Source organism: Candidatus Eisenbacteria bacterium (assembly GCA_020847735.1).
In the GTDB taxonomy this organism is placed as follows: domain Bacteria; phylum Eisenbacteria; class RBG-16-71-46; order RBG-16-71-46; family RBG-16-71-46; genus CAIXRL01.
On the sequence record JADLBL010000023.1, the window covers coordinates 40,561 to 57,100 of the forward strand.

12 protein-coding genes are annotated in these 16,540 nt (G+C 71.8%); 8 read left to right on the forward strand and 4 right to left on the reverse strand.

Going from position 1 to position 16,540, the window contains the following annotated elements; all coding sequences use genetic code 11:
• Positions 1-459: 459 nt before the first annotated feature.
• From IT347_12210 to IT347_12225, 4 genes are all read left to right on the forward strand, one after another.
• Positions 460-1,020 carry a hypothetical protein gene (locus tag IT347_12210; GenBank protein ID MCC6350341.1) on the forward strand — a complete coding sequence of 187 codons (561 nt, stop codon included), beginning with the start codon at positions 460-462 and terminating at the stop codon, positions 1,018-1,020.
• Entirely contained in the window at positions 1,017-1,928 is a 912-nt protein-coding gene (locus tag IT347_12215; GenBank protein MCC6350342.1) for a hypothetical protein, read from the forward strand. Before IT347_12210 ends, IT347_12215 begins: the two co-directional genes overlap by 4 nt.
• Positions 1,929-1,930: 2 nt before the next feature.
• Entirely contained in the window at positions 1,931-5,251 is a 3,321-nt protein-coding gene (locus tag IT347_12220) for a CHAT domain-containing protein (protein ID MCC6350343.1), read from the forward strand.
• 130 nt (positions 5,252-5,381) lie between these two features.
• The gene (locus IT347_12225; GenBank protein ID MCC6350344.1) at positions 5,382-5,978 is read left to right on the forward strand and encodes a sigma-70 family RNA polymerase sigma factor; all 597 of its coding nucleotides are present in this window, start codon (positions 5,382-5,384) and stop codon (positions 5,976-5,978) included.
• On the opposite strand, the gene IT347_12230 is transcribed toward IT347_12225, so the two are convergent.
• Complete coding sequence (locus IT347_12230; protein ID MCC6350345.1) at positions 5,954-8,806, reverse strand: serine/threonine protein kinase; 2,853 nt, start codon at positions 8,804-8,806, stop codon at positions 5,954-5,956. The genes IT347_12225 and IT347_12230 overlap by 25 nt on opposite strands.
• 310 nt (positions 8,807-9,116) lie before the next feature.
• On the opposite strand from IT347_12230, the gene IT347_12235 reads away from it, so the two are divergent.
• Both IT347_12235 and IT347_12240 read left to right on the forward strand, forming a co-directional pair.
• Positions 9,117-10,217 carry a hypothetical protein gene (locus IT347_12235; GenBank protein ID MCC6350346.1) on the forward strand — a complete coding sequence of 367 codons (1,101 nt, stop codon included), beginning with the start codon at positions 9,117-9,119 and terminating at the stop codon, positions 10,215-10,217.
• An 11-nt stretch (positions 10,218-10,228) separates the two neighbouring features.
• Positions 10,229-10,765 (forward strand): hypothetical protein, encoded by a 537-nt coding sequence (locus IT347_12240; GenBank protein ID MCC6350347.1) that lies wholly within the window; start codon positions 10,229-10,231, stop codon positions 10,763-10,765.
• Positions 10,766-10,853: 88 nt separating this feature from the next.
• Here IT347_12240 and IT347_12245 read toward each other — a convergent pair whose 3' ends face one another.
• Together IT347_12245 and rlmD are read right to left on the reverse strand one after the other, a co-directional pair.
• Positions 10,854-11,633: a hypothetical protein gene (locus tag IT347_12245; GenBank protein MCC6350348.1), complete on the reverse strand. Its 780-nt coding sequence runs from the start codon at positions 11,631-11,633 to the stop codon at positions 10,854-10,856.
• A gap of 84 nt (positions 11,634-11,717) precedes the next feature.
• Entirely contained in the window at positions 11,718-13,079 is a 1,362-nt protein-coding gene (gene rlmD, locus IT347_12250) for a 23S rRNA (uracil(1939)-C(5))-methyltransferase RlmD (GenBank protein MCC6350349.1), read from the reverse strand.
• A gap of 146 nt (positions 13,080-13,225) precedes the next feature.
• Here rlmD and IT347_12255 point away from each other — a divergent pair, with 146 nt between their 5' ends.
• Positions 13,226-14,269: a PDZ domain-containing protein gene (locus IT347_12255; GenBank protein ID MCC6350350.1), complete on the forward strand. Its 1,044-nt coding sequence runs from the start codon at positions 13,226-13,228 to the stop codon at positions 14,267-14,269.
• Between the two features lie 262 nt (positions 14,270-14,531).
• The gene (locus IT347_12260; protein ID MCC6350351.1) at positions 14,532-15,035 is read left to right on the forward strand and encodes an NUDIX hydrolase; all 504 of its coding nucleotides are present in this window, start codon (positions 14,532-14,534) and stop codon (positions 15,033-15,035) included.
• Positions 15,036-15,059: 24 nt separating this feature from the next.
• Here IT347_12260 and IT347_12265 read toward each other — a convergent pair whose 3' ends face one another.
• Entirely contained in the window at positions 15,060-16,424 is a 1,365-nt protein-coding gene (locus IT347_12265; protein MCC6350352.1) for a GAF domain-containing protein, read from the reverse strand.
• Positions 16,425-16,540 lie beyond the last annotated feature (116 nt).

The window sequence follows — 16,540 nt, forward strand, 5'->3', positions numbered from 1 at the left end:
AGCTGCCCCGGAAAAGAGCCGGCCCGGGAGCCAACAACGCTCCCGGGCGGTCAGCGCCGACCTTTCCCCCGAAATGGTCGGACACACCTCTCTCGCATGGGACCCACGGACCCGCGGCGCGCCCGCGTCCGATGGAGGAAGAACGCGGCCGCGCGACCCCGAGGGAGTGCGGGTGGTGGGTCTCGTCAATGAGGTCGCCGGACGGGGCTCCGTATGACGGGTCCGGAGTGAAATTCCTCGCGGGGATCGTCCGGGGAGGGGCGGGGGCGTCACATTTCGGCCGGCCGGGCGACCTCCTGTATATGGAAGCGATCCGAAGCATTGCTTGCCCCATCGCGGGACGAAGCCTAGGCTTCTCGCGGTCCCCCCGGCCCTTCGAAACGGCTCCCCTCCGGCTCCCCCCGGTGTTGGGTTGCGCGCCCGTCTGCGATTTCAGGCCCAACCCCAGCGAAGGCAGAAGTGTCCGCCCCCCGAGACCCCGCGCCGTCACCATTGGACTGGAACGACCTGCGCGCCTCCGTGCGCCGTCGGGTCTCGAGCCTGCTGCGCGGATGGTCCTCCGAGGACATCGAGGACATCACACAGGACGTTTTCGAGAAGCTCCTGAAGTTCACGAGTCGATCCGGTCCCCCGGACGATCACGAGGCGCTGCTCACGGTGATCGCGCGGCGCACGGTGGTGAGCCGCATTCGCAAGCGCGCGCGGCGACCGGCGCACGAACCGATCACCGAGAGCCTGCCGGCGCCGGATGAAGCTGAAGGGGAGGAGCTCGCCGAGCTCGAAGCGCTGACCGAGTGGCGGGCGCTGCTGGTGATCGAGTTCTTCCGCGCGGGGCCGGGCGATTGTCTCGACCTCGCGGAAGCCCGACGGCAGGGAATTGACTTCAAGCAGCTCCCGACGAAGCGGCCGGGAGACACGCATCAGGCGAAGCTGCAGAGATGGGCCCGTTGCAGGCGGAGCCTTCGCGCCGCCATCGCGGCGGGAAAGCTGCCCTGGAACGGACCCGGGAAACGGCCATGAGCGATTCGATCCACCACGAACACGAATGGTTTCGCCGGCACCTGCCGGACCACCTGCTCGACCTGCTCGTCGAAGGCGAACAGAAGCGCTTCGACTCGCACGCCCGCCGGTGCGCCACGTGCGCAAGGCTGCTCGCCCGCGCGCTCGGCGCCAGGCCGGACTGGTGGGACGACGCCGGGCATGCGCCGGTCGCCGTGCTTCTCGAGTGGGATCCGGCGGCGCGCGGCGAGCCGACGCACGAGGCGGTGCGGGCGCACCTCGCGCACTGCGAGGACTGCCGGCGCGACCTCGAGGAGTTGCGTGGAGCCGGGGTCGCGGGCCAGGTGGAACCGGCCCCGACCGTTTCGTCGCAACCCTCGCGCGCGGCGGCGCGCCGTGCGCCGGCCTGGCGCGGACTCGTCGCGGCAGGCGGAACCGCGGCGGTCGTCGTGGCCGCGGTCCTGCTCTGGCCGCGCCCGATCCTGCACGCACCGGCGCCGCCGGCCAGCTCCCCCGTGACGCCATTGACCGGCGCGCCTTCCACCGGGCCGGCCCCGGACGCACCGCGGAACTCGGTGCCCGAACCGGGCCGCACGGCCGAGCCCGTCGCGCTCGCCACCAGCGACCGGGGTGCTGCGGCAGCCATGACCGAAATACGAATCGCTCCCGGTGTGACGATCGTGCCCCTGACGCTGCCGGCGCTTCCGGTCGCCGACGACGCGATGCTGGTCGCCGAACTGCGCGATCACACCGGCGCCCTGGTTCACCGGCAGGTCCTGGTCGCGCGCCGTGCGCTCATGCCGGGCGGCGTCGAACTTCCGGTCGAAGGCCTGGGCGAGGGGCGCTGCACGCTCACGGTCCGCTATGTGGATCCGGCCCTCGGGGAATCGTCGCGCGAGTTCACACTCGATGTGAGAATATCGCGCTAGCAATGTCTCCACCGGGAGGCGGCAATCAGGCCGTCGTCCTGCGACTGGCCGTCCTCGCGATCGTCTGCGCCGGCCTCGGCGCGGCCGCCCCCGCGCGAGCGGACGCCCTCGCACGCGATGGCGAAGCGCGATCCGCGCTGGCCGAAGCCGGGAAGCTGGCTGGCGCAGGCCGCTTCGGCGCGGCCGAGAGCCTGCTCGCCACGCTGCCCCCGGCGCCGCCGGACAGCGCGGCGGTGCTCGACCGCGAGCAGGCACGCCTCGAGCGTGCGCGACTGGGCGTGCGGACGGAAGCGCCGGGGCTTTGCCGCCCGGACTGGGCTTGGCGCCCGGTGCGGCTTGTCGCCGCGCTCGAGCGGCTGGGCGAGCAGCCGGTGCCGCTCGCGGGCGTGTGGACCGATCGCGCGCGGGTCGAATATCGCATGGGTCGCTGGCGGGAAGCCGCGGCGAGCGCCCGGTACGCGCTCGCGCTGCTCGATCGCGCCCGCTCGCGCGACCCGCTGCCGCGCTATCGCGCCCGCCTCGCCCTCGCCGAAGCGCTCGTCACCGAGGATCAGCTGGCCGCCGCGGTGCAGGTCGCGATCGCGGACTCGCTGGCGCACGAACTGGGCGCGCTGGCCGGCGCCGACCAACCCCGGCACCTGCGCATCGCCGGGGCCGTCGCGCTGATGGGCGGCCGCTTCGGCGAGGCCGTGCGAATCTTCTCGGAATGCGTCTCGGCGGCGGACGCGCGCACTCCGCCGAACGACGCCGAGGCGGGGCTCGGGCTGCTGTGGCGGGGCTACGCCGAAGGCTTCACCGGAGACCCCCTCGCCGAGACGCGTCGAACGCAGGCGCGCGAGCGGCTGCTGGCGACCCTCGGGCTCGGTGACGAACGGACGCTGCTCGTGATCTGGCGTTCGTTCGCGACCGTGCGCGATCCCGCCGTGCTGCCCGCGGCGGCGGCGTTGCTCGAGCGTGCGCAGACCTGGTTGCGCGCGAACGGTCTGTCGGAGATGGCCTGCGCCTGGGACGTGGACTATGCGCAGAGCCGCGTGAAGATCCAGCTCGAGCGCTTCGACGAGTCGCAGGCCCTGCTGCGACACGCGCTCGAGGTCAGCCGGCGCTGGAACGGACGCGACAACCTTCGCGAGTACCTCGCGCTCGTGGACATCGGCATCGTCCACTGGCTGCAGAAGGACACGCTCGCCTGCGTGCAGACCGAGCGGCAGGCGCTCGAGATCAGCGCGAAGCATCCGATCTCGCTCGTCAACGACCCGAACTTCCCGCTCAACTACCTCGCGACCGAGCATGCGGCCGGCGGCCGCCTCGCCGAGGCGCGCGAGGAGTACGCGAAGATGTGGGAGGTCTACCGGGTCCTTTACGGCGACACGGTCCGGCTCGCGAGCATTCCCGCCGCGCGCGCCGGACGGGCCTCGCGCGGACTCGGCGACACGCTCGCCGCCGAGATGTGGTTCCAGCGCGCCCTGCTGCCGTTCGCACGGCACGGTGGCGGTTCGCGCGAGGAGTTCGCGGAGCTGAAGTCGAGCTACGCGCTCTTCCTCTACTGGAGCGGACAGAACCGCCGCGCGTTCGACATCATGCTCGACAACACGCGGCTGCGGCGCAAGGTCGTGAACGAGACCGTGCCGTGGTTCGCCGAGAACGACGGCGTGAGGTTCGCGAACAATCGCCGCTGGGATATCGAGATCCTCCTGTCCATCGCGCTCTGGACCCCGGGGGCCGACGCGCAGGTGCGCTCGGACACCTGGACCGAAATGGCGCTGGGGCGCGGGCTCGTCCTCGAGGCGCTGCTGAGCCGGGCGCACGGTGCGGGCGATGCGGCGGGCGGCACGACCGGGTTGCGGCGCGAACTGGCGACGCGCGTGCTCGCCTCGCTGCGATCACCCGACTCACCGGCGACGGAGCGCGGTCTCGACAGCCTGCGCGCGGAGATTTCCCGTCGCGAAAGCGCTCCGAGGGAGCCGGGCGACTCCGCGGCCCCAGGGCCCGATCTCACCCCGGCGGCCGTCGCACGCCGCCTCGGCCGGGGAGCGCTCGTCAGCTACGTGCGCAGCGAGTTGTTCGAGCGAAAGGATGCGGTCGGCGACGTCGTGTGGTGGCCGCGCGAGTACTACATGGCGTTCGTTCTCGCGCCGGGCGACACCGCGCCGCGCCTCCTGCTGCTCGGCGCGGCGGACTCCGTGGACGCGGCGGTGGCCCGCTGGCGCGCGCAGGCGTTCGCGAGTCCCCCGGGGGCGCGCGCCTTCGAAGACGGCGAGCGGCTCCGCCGGCTCGTCTGGGACCCGGTGGTGGCGCTGCTGCCCGCCGGCGCGCCGGTGTGGATGGTTCCCGACGGAGAGCTGCAGAAGGTGAACTTCTACGCCCTGCCGGCCTCGCCCGGGCGCTGGCTGGTCGAGCAGCCGCGCGTGCTGCACCGGATCGGCTCCGAGCGCGACCTGCTCGCCGCGCAGGATGCGGGTGAGGCGGCGCACGGCGCGCTCGTGTTCGGAGGCGTGGACTACGATCGCTCGAGCGAGACGGTGGATTCCACCGGAGTCGGAGCGCCGCGGATGGCGGCGAATGGGACCGTCGCTGACGGCGGAGCCGCGGCGCGCGCGAACTCGAGGACCGCGGCGCCCGGGCCGCCCGCCTGTCGCGGACTGCTCGGTCAGCATTTCGATCCTCTGCCCGCGACCCGGGGCGAAGCCGCGGCGATCGCCTCGCTCGCGGGTGCGCTCGCGGGCGCCTCGGGCGGCGTCGCCCCCATCGCCCTGTCCGGTCCCGAGGCGGACGAAGCGGCCTTCAAGCGTCTCGCCCCGGGCCGGCGCGTCATCCACCTCGCGACGCACAGCTATTTCCTGGGCACCGAGTGCGCCAGCGGTTCGCCGGCGGCGCGGGTGCTGGCGCAGAACCCTTTGGTCTTCTCGGGCATCGTCCTTGCCGGCGCGAATCGCTGGCAGCAGGCGCGCGAACGTCACGAAGCGGACGACGGCCTTCTCACCGCCGAGGAACTCGCCGGGCTGGACCTGCGCGGCGCCGAGTGGCTCGTGCTCTCGGGATGCGAAAGCGGGCTGGGCCAGGTGAAATCGTGGGAGGGGGTGTTCGGGCTGCCGCGGGCCGGCCGCCGCGCCGGCGTGCGCACCCTGATCATGAGCCTCGCACCGGTGGACGACGACGCCAGCAGCCTGTGGATGCGCTCGCTCTACGACGCGCGGTTCGTCCGCGGCGAGGAAACCGCGTTCGCCGTTCGCACGGCGTCGCGCCGGGTGATCGAGTGGCTGCGCCGCCACGGCCGCGCGCCGGAGCCGCGCCTGTGGGGTGCGTTCGTGGCGCTCGGGGAGTAGCGCGTCGTACGCGGCGCCCGCGGCCCCGCCTCGCGATCGATCGTCCGGCGCGGGCCCACGCGTGCGCAGCCGGCCGGGCTCCGATCGCCGAACGATTGTGCCACCTCCGCGACTTCGCTAGCTTCGATACATGACGAGCTCGGATCCTCCACCCCGCGAACGGTCCGCCGGTGAACCCGCCGCGGACCCCTCGCACAAGGGCACCGATACCTTCGTCCAGCAGGTCTACGACGAGCTGCGCGCGATCGCCCGCTCCCGGCTGCGCGGCGAGCACGGGCACGTCACGCTCCAGTCCACCGAGCTCGTCCACGAGGCGTACCTGCGTCTCGGTCCCGCGGACGGTTCGCGCTGGGAGAGTCGCGGTCAGTTCTTCGCGGCGGCGGCCGAGGCCATGCGGCGCATCCTGATCGACCGTGCACGGTCGCGCGGCCGCCAGAAGCGCGGCGGCGATGCCGACGGGCGGCCGGCGCCGAAACTTTCGCTCGATCTCGCCGAGGTCGCGGCGCTCGCCGCCGACGACGATCCCGGGACCGTGCTGGCGCTCGACGAGGCCATCGAACGCCTCCGGGATCAGGACGCACGCGTGGCGGAAATCGTGCGCCTGCGCTTCTACGCCGGGCTCAGCGTCGAGGAGGTGGCCGAAGTGCTCGGGACCTCGACGCGCACGGTGCTGCGCGATTGGGCCTTCGCTCGGGCCTGGCTCTACGGCGAGCTGACGAAGGGGTAGTCAGGCCGGGAGCGCGCGGCCAGCAGCCTCGGGAAGCGCTCGACGTCCTTCACGGTGGCTCCGCTGCGCCGAGCCTTGGCGAGCAGCGCGATCGCCGCATCCCGCCTGCCGGTCTCCCAGCTCACTTCGGCCATGCAGAACCACGTATCGAGCATCTGAGGATCGCTTTCCTCAAGACCGCCGCGGCACAATCGAAGCGCGATCGCCGCGAGCGCCTCGGCTTCCGCCGCGCGGCCCTGCCGGGCCGCGACGCGCGCGCGGCCGAACAGGTCGTCTCCGCAGTAGGAGCGCAGCGCCGCGTTCGACGAGTCGAGGCCGGTCCACGCGCTCACGAACAGGCTCTCGGCTTCGGAGTGGCGCTCGAGATCGAGACACAGGTTGCCGTAGCCGATCCGCGCGGTGGGCAGCACGAGCGTTTCGTCGCGGTTGGCCACGAGCACCGCGATCGCCCGGCGGTAATGCGCGTCGGCCGCCCTCGTCTGCCCTGCCTGGAATTCTTGTCCCGCGAGGTTGGCCAGGGCCTCGCCGACGCGGGCGTGGTCGGGTCCGTAGACTTCGCGGTAGATCTCGAGCGCTTCCTTCGTCAGGCGGATTCCTTCGTCGAGTTGCCCTGCCGACCTGTGGATGCTGCCGAGTGTCGCCAGCTCGAACGCGAGCGCGTCGTTTCGCGCCCCCCTGGCGCGCAGGATACGGACGGCCTCCTCTTCCGCGGCGATCGCCTCGGGGTACCTCCCGCGCGCCACCTGGACGTCGGCGAGCCGACCGAGCGCGATCGCGACCGAACGGTGATCCGGTGCCCAGAGCCGCCGGGCCATGTCCACGCCGATCCGGGCGTGCGCCAGGGCCGAGTCGAGCCTGCCCAGATGGAGGAAATCGGAGGCGATCATGGACTGGAGCCCGGGCTCTTGCAGCGGCTCGTTCGCTTCAATCGCGTACGCGAGTGCGCTCCTGCCCTCCTCGAGCGCCGTGTCGTGACGCGAGCGCCACGAGGCGAGCGTCGAGCGACTGGAGTGGACCCGCGTGAGCACGCTGGCGTCCGGCTTCGGAGAGCGGTTTGCGCTGGCGATCGCAAGTGCGAGCAGCGAATCGGCCTGGTCGAGCGCCTGAGCATCCATTTGCAGGCGCGCTTTTCGGTAGTAACTCATGGCCAGCAGCGTGGGATCGCCGGTGCGGCTTCGGGCGAGCAGTCCGATCGCACGGTCGACGAGCGGCGGAATGCTGTCCCTGCGCCCCGCCATGCTGTATCCGTTCGCGAGCTTGTCCAGATAGCGCCCGACTTCGACTTCGTCACGCGGTCGTGCCGCATCCACGGCGGCCAGCGCGGCGCGCGCCGCCCGTAGACCCGATTCGAAATCGCCGAGATTGAGATACGAGTCGCTGATTGCGCCGAGCAGCCGGGCGCGCACGAGAGGATCCGCGGGAGGCGCGGTCGCGTCCTGCTCGAACCCGCGTTCGAGAAGCGCCCGCACGGTGAGCGAATCGGGGTTTCCGCCCGGACCCGAGGCGTGGAAGAGCCCGACCATGAACTGGGCCACCTGCTTCGCCGACTCGGCCTCGCGGCGCGCGACTCGCTCGGCCTGGACCGCGCGGCGGAAGCCGATGCCTGTGGCGATGCCGCCGACCACGAGCGCGAGCAGCACGATTCCGGCCGCTGCGACCCCCACGGCGTGCCGGCGCGCGAACTTCTTCCAGCGGTAGAGCGCTCCGGGCGCCGCCGCGAGTACGGGCTCGTTCGCGAGGTAACGCCGGATGTCCGCGGCCAGCTCGGAGGCCGAGGCGTAGCGGCGCTCGGGGTCACGCTCCATCGCCTTCAGTGTGATCCATTGCATCTCGCCCTTGAGCGATCGGATCAGGGTGCGCGCGTCGGTCGAGCGCTTGCCTGCCCGCTCGCCCGTGTCGGAGCGCGCGGCCCGCTCGGCCGGCGTCGGCGGATCGGAGAGCACGATCTGCATGGCATCGGGCCACGAGGCGTTCCGGAGGCGATCGCGGTCAAACGGCAGGTCGCCTACGAGCAGCTCGTAGAGGAGCACGCCGAGCGAGTAGATGTCCGAGCGCGTATCCACGGGGGCGCGGATCGCGCCGAGCTGCTCGGGGCTCATGTAGCCCGCGGTGCCGATGATGACCCCTTCGCGCGTCATCGCCGGTCCGCCCAGCGACGTCTCGCCCGTGGCCTTCGCGACGCCGAAGTCGATCACCTTCAGCACCGCCGTCTCGCCGCGGGCCACGAGGACGTTCGACGGCTTGATGTCGCGGTGGATCACGCCCTTCTGGTGCGCGTGCTGGATCGCATCGCACACCTGCAGGAACAGCTTCAGTCGCTCGCGCAGCGTCAACTGCGCGGCGTCCGAGAAGCTGGTGATGGGGACGCCGGGCACGTTCTCCATGGCGAAATAGGGTCGGCCTGCTTCGGTTTCGCCGGCGTCGAAGACCTGGGCGATGCCCGGATGGTCCATCAGCGCGAGAGCCTGGCGTTCGGCTTCGAAGCGTGCGATCACCTGTTTCGAGTCCATGCCCGGCTTGATGAGCTTGAGGGCCACGCGGCGGCGGATCGGCTGCTGTTGTTCGGCGAGGTAGACGACGGCGAAGCCGCCCTCGCCGATCGGTTCGATCAGGCGATACGGCCCGACGAGCGTGCCGGCGGCGGGCGCCGGCCGGTCGGCGAGGAATCCGGAGGCCGCGTCGTGCGCCTTCAGCAGCGCATGGACTTCGTCACGTAGCGCGGGGTCGAGGCCCGGGTCCGCGTCGAGTGCCTCGTGCCGCGCGACGGCGGGCAGGTCGCGAACACGGTCGAACAACTCCCGCAACCTGGACCATCGTTCGTCGGCCATGGCCTCTCCCCGGGTGAGACTGCCCGCTCGGCTGGGATTCTAGGCTCCCGCCAACCGCGCCCACCATGTCTCGTTCCATGCCATGCGACAAAACGAACCGGGATGTGACAGGCGGGCAAGCCGAGGCGGCAAAGCGCCGCCGCCGGGGCGTTCTCGGGGTTCGTGGGGCGCCGCATGTCACTTCGCGGGCGGTTTTGGCGCACGAGGTATTGACGGGCGGACATCGCCCGGTGGGCCGCGCTGTTCCGGACGTGAGGCCGAGGCCCGGCCAGTTCCTGGGGATCCACGAACCAACCCTGCGGAGGTGAATATGTCGAAGCGTCACTCGATCCACGAGCTGCTTGCCGCATTGCTGCTCGTCGTGCCCGGCCTTGCGCCGGCGACGACGCTCGGACACGGTTTCAGCTACCAGGGCCAGCTCAGTCGGTCCGGCGTGCCCGTCCAGGGCAACGTGGCGCTTCGCTTCAGCCTCTGGGATGCCGCCGGATCGGGCGATCCCCCGACCGGGGGCAACCAGGTCGGCACGGTTCAGACGCTGACGAGCGTGCCGGTCTCGGGCGGCATTTTCTCCGTGGTCCTGAACGCGGGCAACGAGTTCGGATCGCAGGCGTTCAACGGCGAGGCGCGCTGGCTCCAGGTCGAGGTGTGCGCTGACACCACCTGTTCGGCGGTGACGGTGCTGGGGCCGCGGCAGGCAATCACCGGCGCTCCCTACGCGCTCGGGCCCTGGCAGATGAACGGGACGAACCTCGGCTACCTCGGCGGAAACGTCGGCATCGGCACGGCGACGCCCGGCCGCCCCCTCCACATCAGGGCCAACCAGCCCGCGATGGTCCTGGAGGACAGCGCGGCTCCGTTGCAGCAGTCGGGATTCATCTCATTCCAGAACGCGACGACCGAGACCGGATGGATGGGTTACGGCTCCGCGGGCAGCCCGGACATGACCTTCGCCAACGCGCGCCCCGGCGGCGACATGGTGTTCTGGGACAACGGCGAGAAGATGCGGGTGGACACCGGCGGCAACGTCGGCATCGGCACCTCGGCGCCGACGAGCAAGCTCGAAGTCCGCGGCGACATTCGAATGGGCGCGTCGGGCCAGTGGCTCGCCCCCGCGAGCGAAGAGGCGCTGCGGATCGTGCGGGGCGAGGTGCTGGCCGCAGGCTCGATCAACGAGGGATCCGGTTTCAGGGTGACGCACCCGGCCACGGGCATCTACAACATCATCTTCGACACCCCGTTCCTCGCCACCCACCACACGACCCTTTCGGTGACCCCGGTGGCGAACAGCGGAACCCTGATCGCGATGGCGTCGTCGCTTCCGGGCCCGGCGCTCGTCGCCCTGCGTATCGTCAACGGCTCCGGCACGGCGACCGACGGCGCGTTCAGCTTCACCGTGATTGGTGTGCGATGAACGCTCGGCGGATGATGTTTGTCGCCGCGGCCGCGACGCTGGCCGTCGCTGGTGGGGTAGGCAGTGCCGGCGCTTACGATGCACTCGCCTGGCGCGCGCTCGAGGGCGGCGGCACGGCGTTCGTGTCCGCCGGCGGTTACGTGCTCGGCGGAACGATCGGACAGCACGATGCCGGCACGCTGGCCGCGGCGGCGTACGCGCTGCAGGGCGGGTTCTGGATCGGCGGGGCGCCGGGCTGGGTCGACGTTCCGCAAGTGCCTCCGCTCGTGCGTCCGTTCCGCTTCCTTCCGACGCGGCCGAACCCGGTTCTCGGACATTCGCTCGCGGCCTTCGATCTGCCCCGAGCCTCGCGGGTCACGCTGGCGCTGTTCGACGTCTCGGGTCGGGCGGTGCGCCGCTGGGATCTCGGGCTGCTCCCGGCCGGGCACCAGGAGCGCGAATGGAGCGCCGTGGATGGCGGCGGGCGTTGGCTCGCGAGCGGCGTCTACTTCCTTCGGCTCGACACGGCGCGCGAGTGGGCCGTGAACAAGGTGCTTGTACTTCGATGAGCGGGACCAGCGGTGATCCAGGAGCCCTGCTTCCGGCAGTGGAGGGGCCGAGGCCCCGCGTGATTCTCCCGCCGCGCGAGCCGGCGGATCATTGGCGCCGCGATCGCTCCGCCGCCCGGCGCTTCCCCTTCGCCGCGGGCTCTTCGCGCAGCACCTCGAGGCCGCTCGCCCCGTGCAGCAGGCGGAGCATGTGGCCCTCGGGCGAGACCCACGCGACGAACGTGCCGCTCTCGTCGGTGAGCGTGTAGCGCCGGGTGATCATCCGCTTGCCGGCCCAGCGGATCGTGTCCGTTCCCGCGGCCGCCAGGGTCGCCTGCCCGGTGCCCGCCGGCTCGCCCAGGGTCACCAGTTCCACCGGCCGGCTCGGAAGCGACCGCATGCTCGCGTGACGGCAGATGACGTCGAAGAGCGAGAACAGGGGCGGGTCCATGACGAACAGCCGCCCCGGCGGCTGCTCGAGGCGTTCGGCGGTGCCGGCGCCATCGCGTTCGGTGTACACGGTCATGGCCGTGTCTCCGGGCACGACGCCCTTCACGGTCAGGTCCGTGCCCACCTCGAGGTTCGACGTGTATCCCCGCAGGCCGAAATCCCGGCCATCCACCACCAGGCTGAACCTCTTCACCCACTTGACGGTCGAACCGTCCGGGTTGCGCACCGTGCGCGTGTGCGCACCGCTGACGAGGATCGAATCGGCGCGGCGCTCGTAGGCGAAGTCCTCGTATCCCACCGGGGTGCCCCGCTCGAGGACGATCAGGCGACCGCTGTCGAGGCTGGCGGGTGAGCCCTCCTGAGCGCGTGACGAGGGTGCGGCGAGCGGGGCGAGAAGGACCGCGGCGAGGGCCAGCGGACGCAGGGCGGGGTGGTTCATGGGCAACGAGGGTAGCACGCGCGCGCTCGGCTCCGGGCAGGGCAATTTGCAACGGAAGGCGCCGGGCGCCGGAGTTCCGTCAGGTCAGGCGTTCGTCCGCTCGAGGCGCGCGACGCATTCGATGTGCGGCGTGTGCGGGAACATGTCCACCGGCGTGACCTCGGCGGGCGTGTAGCCGAGCGGCGCGAAGTCCTTGAGGTCGCGGGCCAGCGTGGCCGGATTGCACGAGACGTAGACGATGCGCTTCGGTGCGAGTTCGGCCGCGCGGAAGACGACGCGCGGATGCAGTCCCGCGCGCGGCGGGTCCACCACGACGAGGTCGGGCTTCACCGCGCCCTCGCGCCTGCCCTGCGCCCACTCGCGCAGCACCTGCCGGGCCTCGCCGCATTCGAAGCGAGCCCCGCCGAGGCCGTTGCGGACGGCGTTGCGGCGCGCGCGCTCGACGGCCTCCGGCACGCTCTCGACCCCCACCGCGTGTCGCGCGACTCGCGCGAACAGCAGCGTCAGCGTGCCGGCGCCGCAGTACAGGTCGAGAACGGTCTCGCCGCCCTCGATGCGCGCGGCGTCGAGCGCGGCCTGGTAGAGCCGCCCGGCCTGGGCGCTGTTGGTCTGCAGGAAGGCGTTGCCGACGACCTCGAACTCGAGGCCGAGCAGCCGCTCGACGATCGCGCCCGTTCCGTGCAGCACGATCTCGCTTTCCATGACCGCGACGTTCGCGCGCGATCCGTTCAGGCCCAGCGTCACGGTCTTCACCGCGGGCGAGAGCGCGGCGACCGCCGCGGCCCATTCGCGCAATCCCGCGAGCCGGTCGGACACCGCGATGAGGTGCACGGCGCACTCGTCGGTGAGCGGCAGGTGCCGGATCATCAGGAAGCGCGCGATTCCGTCGTGGCGCGAGGGATGGTAGGCGGGCCATTGCCGCTCGCGGGCGAATCGCTGGGTGAGCCGCAGGATCTCGACCACGAGCGGCGAGGGCAGATGGCACTCGCGCACCTCGAAGACCCGGTCGAAGGTTCCGCGCTCGTGCAGGCCGAGCACCGGAGCGCCCTGCGCGTCCTGCATGAAGCTGAACTCCATCTTGTTGCGGTACTGCCAGGGCGAAGGCGCGGGGATGAGCGCGCGCACGGGCGGCTCGGCGATGCCGCCGAGATGGCGGAGCGCCTCGACGACCTGGCGCTCCTTGAGCCTGCACTGCGCCTCGTAGGGCAGCTCCTGAAGCCGGCAGCCGCCGCATTGCCCGGCGTGCGCGCAGCGCGCCGAGGTCCGCTCGGGACCGGGCGCTTCGACCGCCTCGAGCCGCGCCTCGGCGAAGGTGCGCTTGACCTTCGTGAGCCGCGCGCGCACGCGGTCGCCCGGCAGGCCGCGATCCACGAACACGACCCGGCCCTCGTGACGGGCGAGCGCCTTGCCGCCGAGGGCGATGTCCTCCACGGCGAGCGTTAACACGTCTCTGACTTTCATGGGATTGCGGGCGCCGATCGCGGCAGGGCGTGGAGGAACTTCGTGGAACCAAATGGGCGATCGCTCTGTCTAACCCCACAGCAGGACGCGATCCCCGCCCAGGATCCGGACGCTAACACAGGGGGAAGTTCATGCGTAGAACGACGCCAGTTCGCTGGCTCGTGCTCTCCGCCTCGTTGCTCATGCTCACGCTGCCGGCACTCGCGTCGGCCCGGGCATGGCTGGGCGTGTACACGCAGGAGGTCACGAGCGACCTGCGCGAGGCACTCGACCTTTCGGCGGACGGCGCGCTCGTCTCGAGCGTCGTGCCCGACAGCCCGGCCGATCGCGCCGGGCTGCGCAAGGGTGACGTGATCGTGTCGGTGGACCGCCGCGACATCTCCTCGCCGGAGGATCTGACCGAGCGCATCGGCGGTTCACGCGAAGGGGACAGCGTGTCGCTCGGCCTGGTGCGCAAGGGGCAGCGCCTGACGCTGGCCGTGCGGCTCGCAGAGCGGCCGCAGGACGACGACATCGCGCCGCCGGCGCCTCCCGCGCCGCCGGAGCCGCACGCGGCCCCGGCTCCGCGGGTGGAGAAGGAGGTTCGCCGCCACCCGGGCAACGCGCCGGACGCCGACGAGATTCGGGACCACGTTCGCGAGTCCCTTCGCGACTTCGACGTTCGCCGGCTGCCCGGCGGCGGCGGGATGATGTGGATGGGCACCGCGGGACGCGGCCGTCTGGGGGTGCGCATCGAGGCGCTGAACGAGGATCTCGCGTCGGCGCTCGGCGCTTCCGGCACCCGGGGCGCGCTGGTCGTCGAGGTGCTCGAGAAGACGCCCGCCGAGCGGGCCGGCATCCGCGCCGGCGACATCATCACGGCGGTGAACGGCACCGCGGTGTACGACACGGACGACCTGATCAAGGCGCTCGCGGACGAGAGCGGGGACGTGTCAGTCACGCTCGTGCGCCGCGGCGGGAAGCAGACCGTGCAGGCCGCACTGGAGGACTCCCCGCGCGTGTTTCGCCTGCGCGACGGGAAGGGACCCATGGGGCTCGGCCGAATGGGGGACGACAGGAAACTCGACATCCGCATCAAGGGGAATGCGGACGACGAGGACCTGCGCCAGCAGCTGCAGGACCTGCGCGAGCAGCTCCAGCAGTTGCGACGGGAACTGCAGGAGAACCGTCGCTAGCGGGTGGCAGGATCCGCAGGGCAATCCACGGAGTCATCGCGCGGAGCGGTCCGCCGCGCGCGGGAGTCGCATCGGGGGGCGTCGACCGACCGCCGGCGCCGAAAGGCGCCAAGCATGGGGCGAAGTAACGGCGGAACGGTGCAGCGCGGCGCCCCCTCGATGTGACGCAGCACGGACGGCCGGACCCGGGGATCGGGTCCGGCCGCTTCGTTTTCGCGCCCCGGATGCCGACTCGGGGAAAGTCGTTTACGCTGCGCGGTCCATGTCCCTCTTCGACCCGAGCTTCTGTCCCCGCTGCGCCACGGCCCTCGAGCCGCGCGACGAGCATGGCACCCTTCGCCCGACCTGCCCGGCGTGCGGTTTCATCTGGTACCGCAATCCGGTGCCCGCTGCCGGCGTGCTGCTCGTCGAGAACGGCCGCGTGCTGCTCGTGCGCCGCAAGTACGACCCGCGCGCCGGCGAGTGGTGCATCCCGGCCGGGTTCATGGAGGCGGGCGAGACGCCGGAACAGTCCGCCGTGCGGGAGCTGCGCGAGGAAACGGGACTCGACGCGGTGCTGACCGGGTTGTTCGGCGTCTACGCCGGCTTCGACGATCCGCGCGTGCGCGCCGTCCTCATCCTCTACATCGGCACGGGCGACGGCGGGCGGCTGACGCCCGGCGACGACGCGCTCGACGCGGAATGGTTCCCGCTCGAGGACCTGCCGCACGACATCGCCTTCGCCGCCCACCGCCAGGCGCTCGCCGAGCTGCGCGCGAAGCGCTGAGCCGTCCGCCGTTCCGCGAGGACGCTACGCCGCCTTCGCGCGCGCGCCCGGCGCGCTCTCGCCGATCGCGAGCGCGAGCACGCTGCCCGCGAGCTGGGCCCGGGTCAGGTCACGCTCCGAGAACGGCTCGCCGTCGCGCTTGTTGCTCAGGTTGAGCACCCCGACGATGCGGTTGCGGTGCACGAGCGGCATCGAGATGAACGAGTCCGAGTTGTACTCGTCCACTCCCGTCGGCGGGACCGGCGTCTCGTCCTCGCGCTCGCGCATGAACACCGGCTGGCGGTTGTGCGCGACCCAGCCCGCGACACCCGCGCCCATCGGCACCCGCACCTGGCCCGCGAGCGCCGGGTCGAGACCGCGGTGCGCGAAGATGCGCAGGTCGCCGTGCGCGTCGTCCACGCGCATGACGCTGCAGCGCCCGACGTCGAAGTGCTCGCAGCACCACGCGACCAGCGAGCGCGTGAGCGACACCGCGTCGTCCGAGCCCGACAGCGCCGAGAACGCGCGCTGCACGAGCAGCAGCGTGTCCTGCAGCTCCTGGTTGATCGCCTGCGTGCGGGCGAGCTGCGCGTAGGCCTCGTTCAGGTGCTGCGCCGCGGCCGCCGACTGTTCCTCGAGCGCGCTCGTGATGCGTGCGGTGGCGACGCGCTCGTTGTGGCGCGCGTCGGCTTCGCCCCGCAGCGACTCGACCTCGCGCATGAGCGACTCGAGCGTCGCGGCCTTGGCGAGATTTTCGGCCTCCAGCGCCTCCGACTGCCGCTGCAGCTCCTGCACGCGCCCCTGCATGAGCAGCGCGGCGCGGCGGGCCGCCTCGGTGGCGCCGCGCGATTCGCCGGAGGGCGCTTCGGTGACGTTCATGCGCCGCGCGAGCGCCAGCGACGCCATGCCCCGCAGGGCGCCCAGTTCCTCGGCCACGGCGTTCGGGAACGCCTTGGCCTGCGGGCTCACGATCACGATCAGCCCGAGCAGGCGGTCATGGTCGTTGAGCGGCAGGCAGACGCACGACCGCCAGCCGACCGGGGCCGTCAGGGGCTGGACCTGCGGGCCTTCGAAACGGTCCGGTTCGTAGGTCGGGCTCGACTGGAAGAGCTTCGCCAGCAGCGAGCGCCGGTCGTCGCCATTGAAGAATGCACTGGGCCGGATGAACTTTCGCACGAACCGGGCCGGCAGGTGGTCCACGGGCAGGACCAGGTCGCGCCGGTCGAGCCGGCCGCGCTCGCGCTGCCAGACGCGGTGGAAGACCTCGCGCGAGGAGTCGTAGAGCGCCACCGTCGGGTGCCATTCCGCCTGCTGGGGCCGCAGATAGGCGAGCAGCGTGTCCAGGCAGCTCTCGAGATCGGGGGCGTTGGCGAGCCGTTCGGCGATGTCGCGGAGCGGAAGTCTGGACATGGGCCACCTCCTGGTGTCGGTGCGTGGGTGCGTGCGGGTCCACGGGCGAGGCAACGCCCGTGCCGTGCGCGCGCGTGCGAAATGCGCGGCGCTGCCGAATCGCGCCCACCCGGGCA

Coding starts and splice junctions, on each gene's coding strand:
- IT347_12215 (MCC6350342.1), top strand. CDS start 1,017: ATGAGCGATTCGATCCACCACGAACACGAATGGTTTCGCCGGCACCTG.
- IT347_12220 (MCC6350343.1), top strand. CDS start 1,931: ATGTCTCCACCGGGAGGCGGCAATCAGGCCGTCGTCCTGCGACTGGCC.
- IT347_12225 (MCC6350344.1), top strand. CDS start 5,382: ATGACGAGCTCGGATCCTCCACCCCGCGAACGGTCCGCCGGTGAACCC.
- IT347_12230 (MCC6350345.1), bottom strand. CDS start 8,806: ATGGCCGACGAACGATGGTCCAGGTTGCGGGAGTTGTTCGACCGTGTT.
- IT347_12235 (MCC6350346.1), top strand. CDS start 9,117: ATGTCGAAGCGTCACTCGATCCACGAGCTGCTTGCCGCATTGCTGCTC.
- IT347_12240 (MCC6350347.1), top strand. CDS start 10,229: ATGATGTTTGTCGCCGCGGCCGCGACGCTGGCCGTCGCTGGTGGGGTA.
- IT347_12245 (MCC6350348.1), bottom strand. CDS start 11,633: ATGAACCACCCCGCCCTGCGTCCGCTGGCCCTCGCCGCGGTCCTTCTC.
- IT347_12255 (MCC6350350.1), top strand. CDS start 13,226: ATGCGTAGAACGACGCCAGTTCGCTGGCTCGTGCTCTCCGCCTCGTTG.
- IT347_12260 (MCC6350351.1), top strand. CDS start 14,532: ATGTCCCTCTTCGACCCGAGCTTCTGTCCCCGCTGCGCCACGGCCCTC.
- IT347_12265 (MCC6350352.1), bottom strand. CDS start 16,424: ATGTCCAGACTTCCGCTCCGCGACATCGCCGAACGGCTCGCCAACGCC.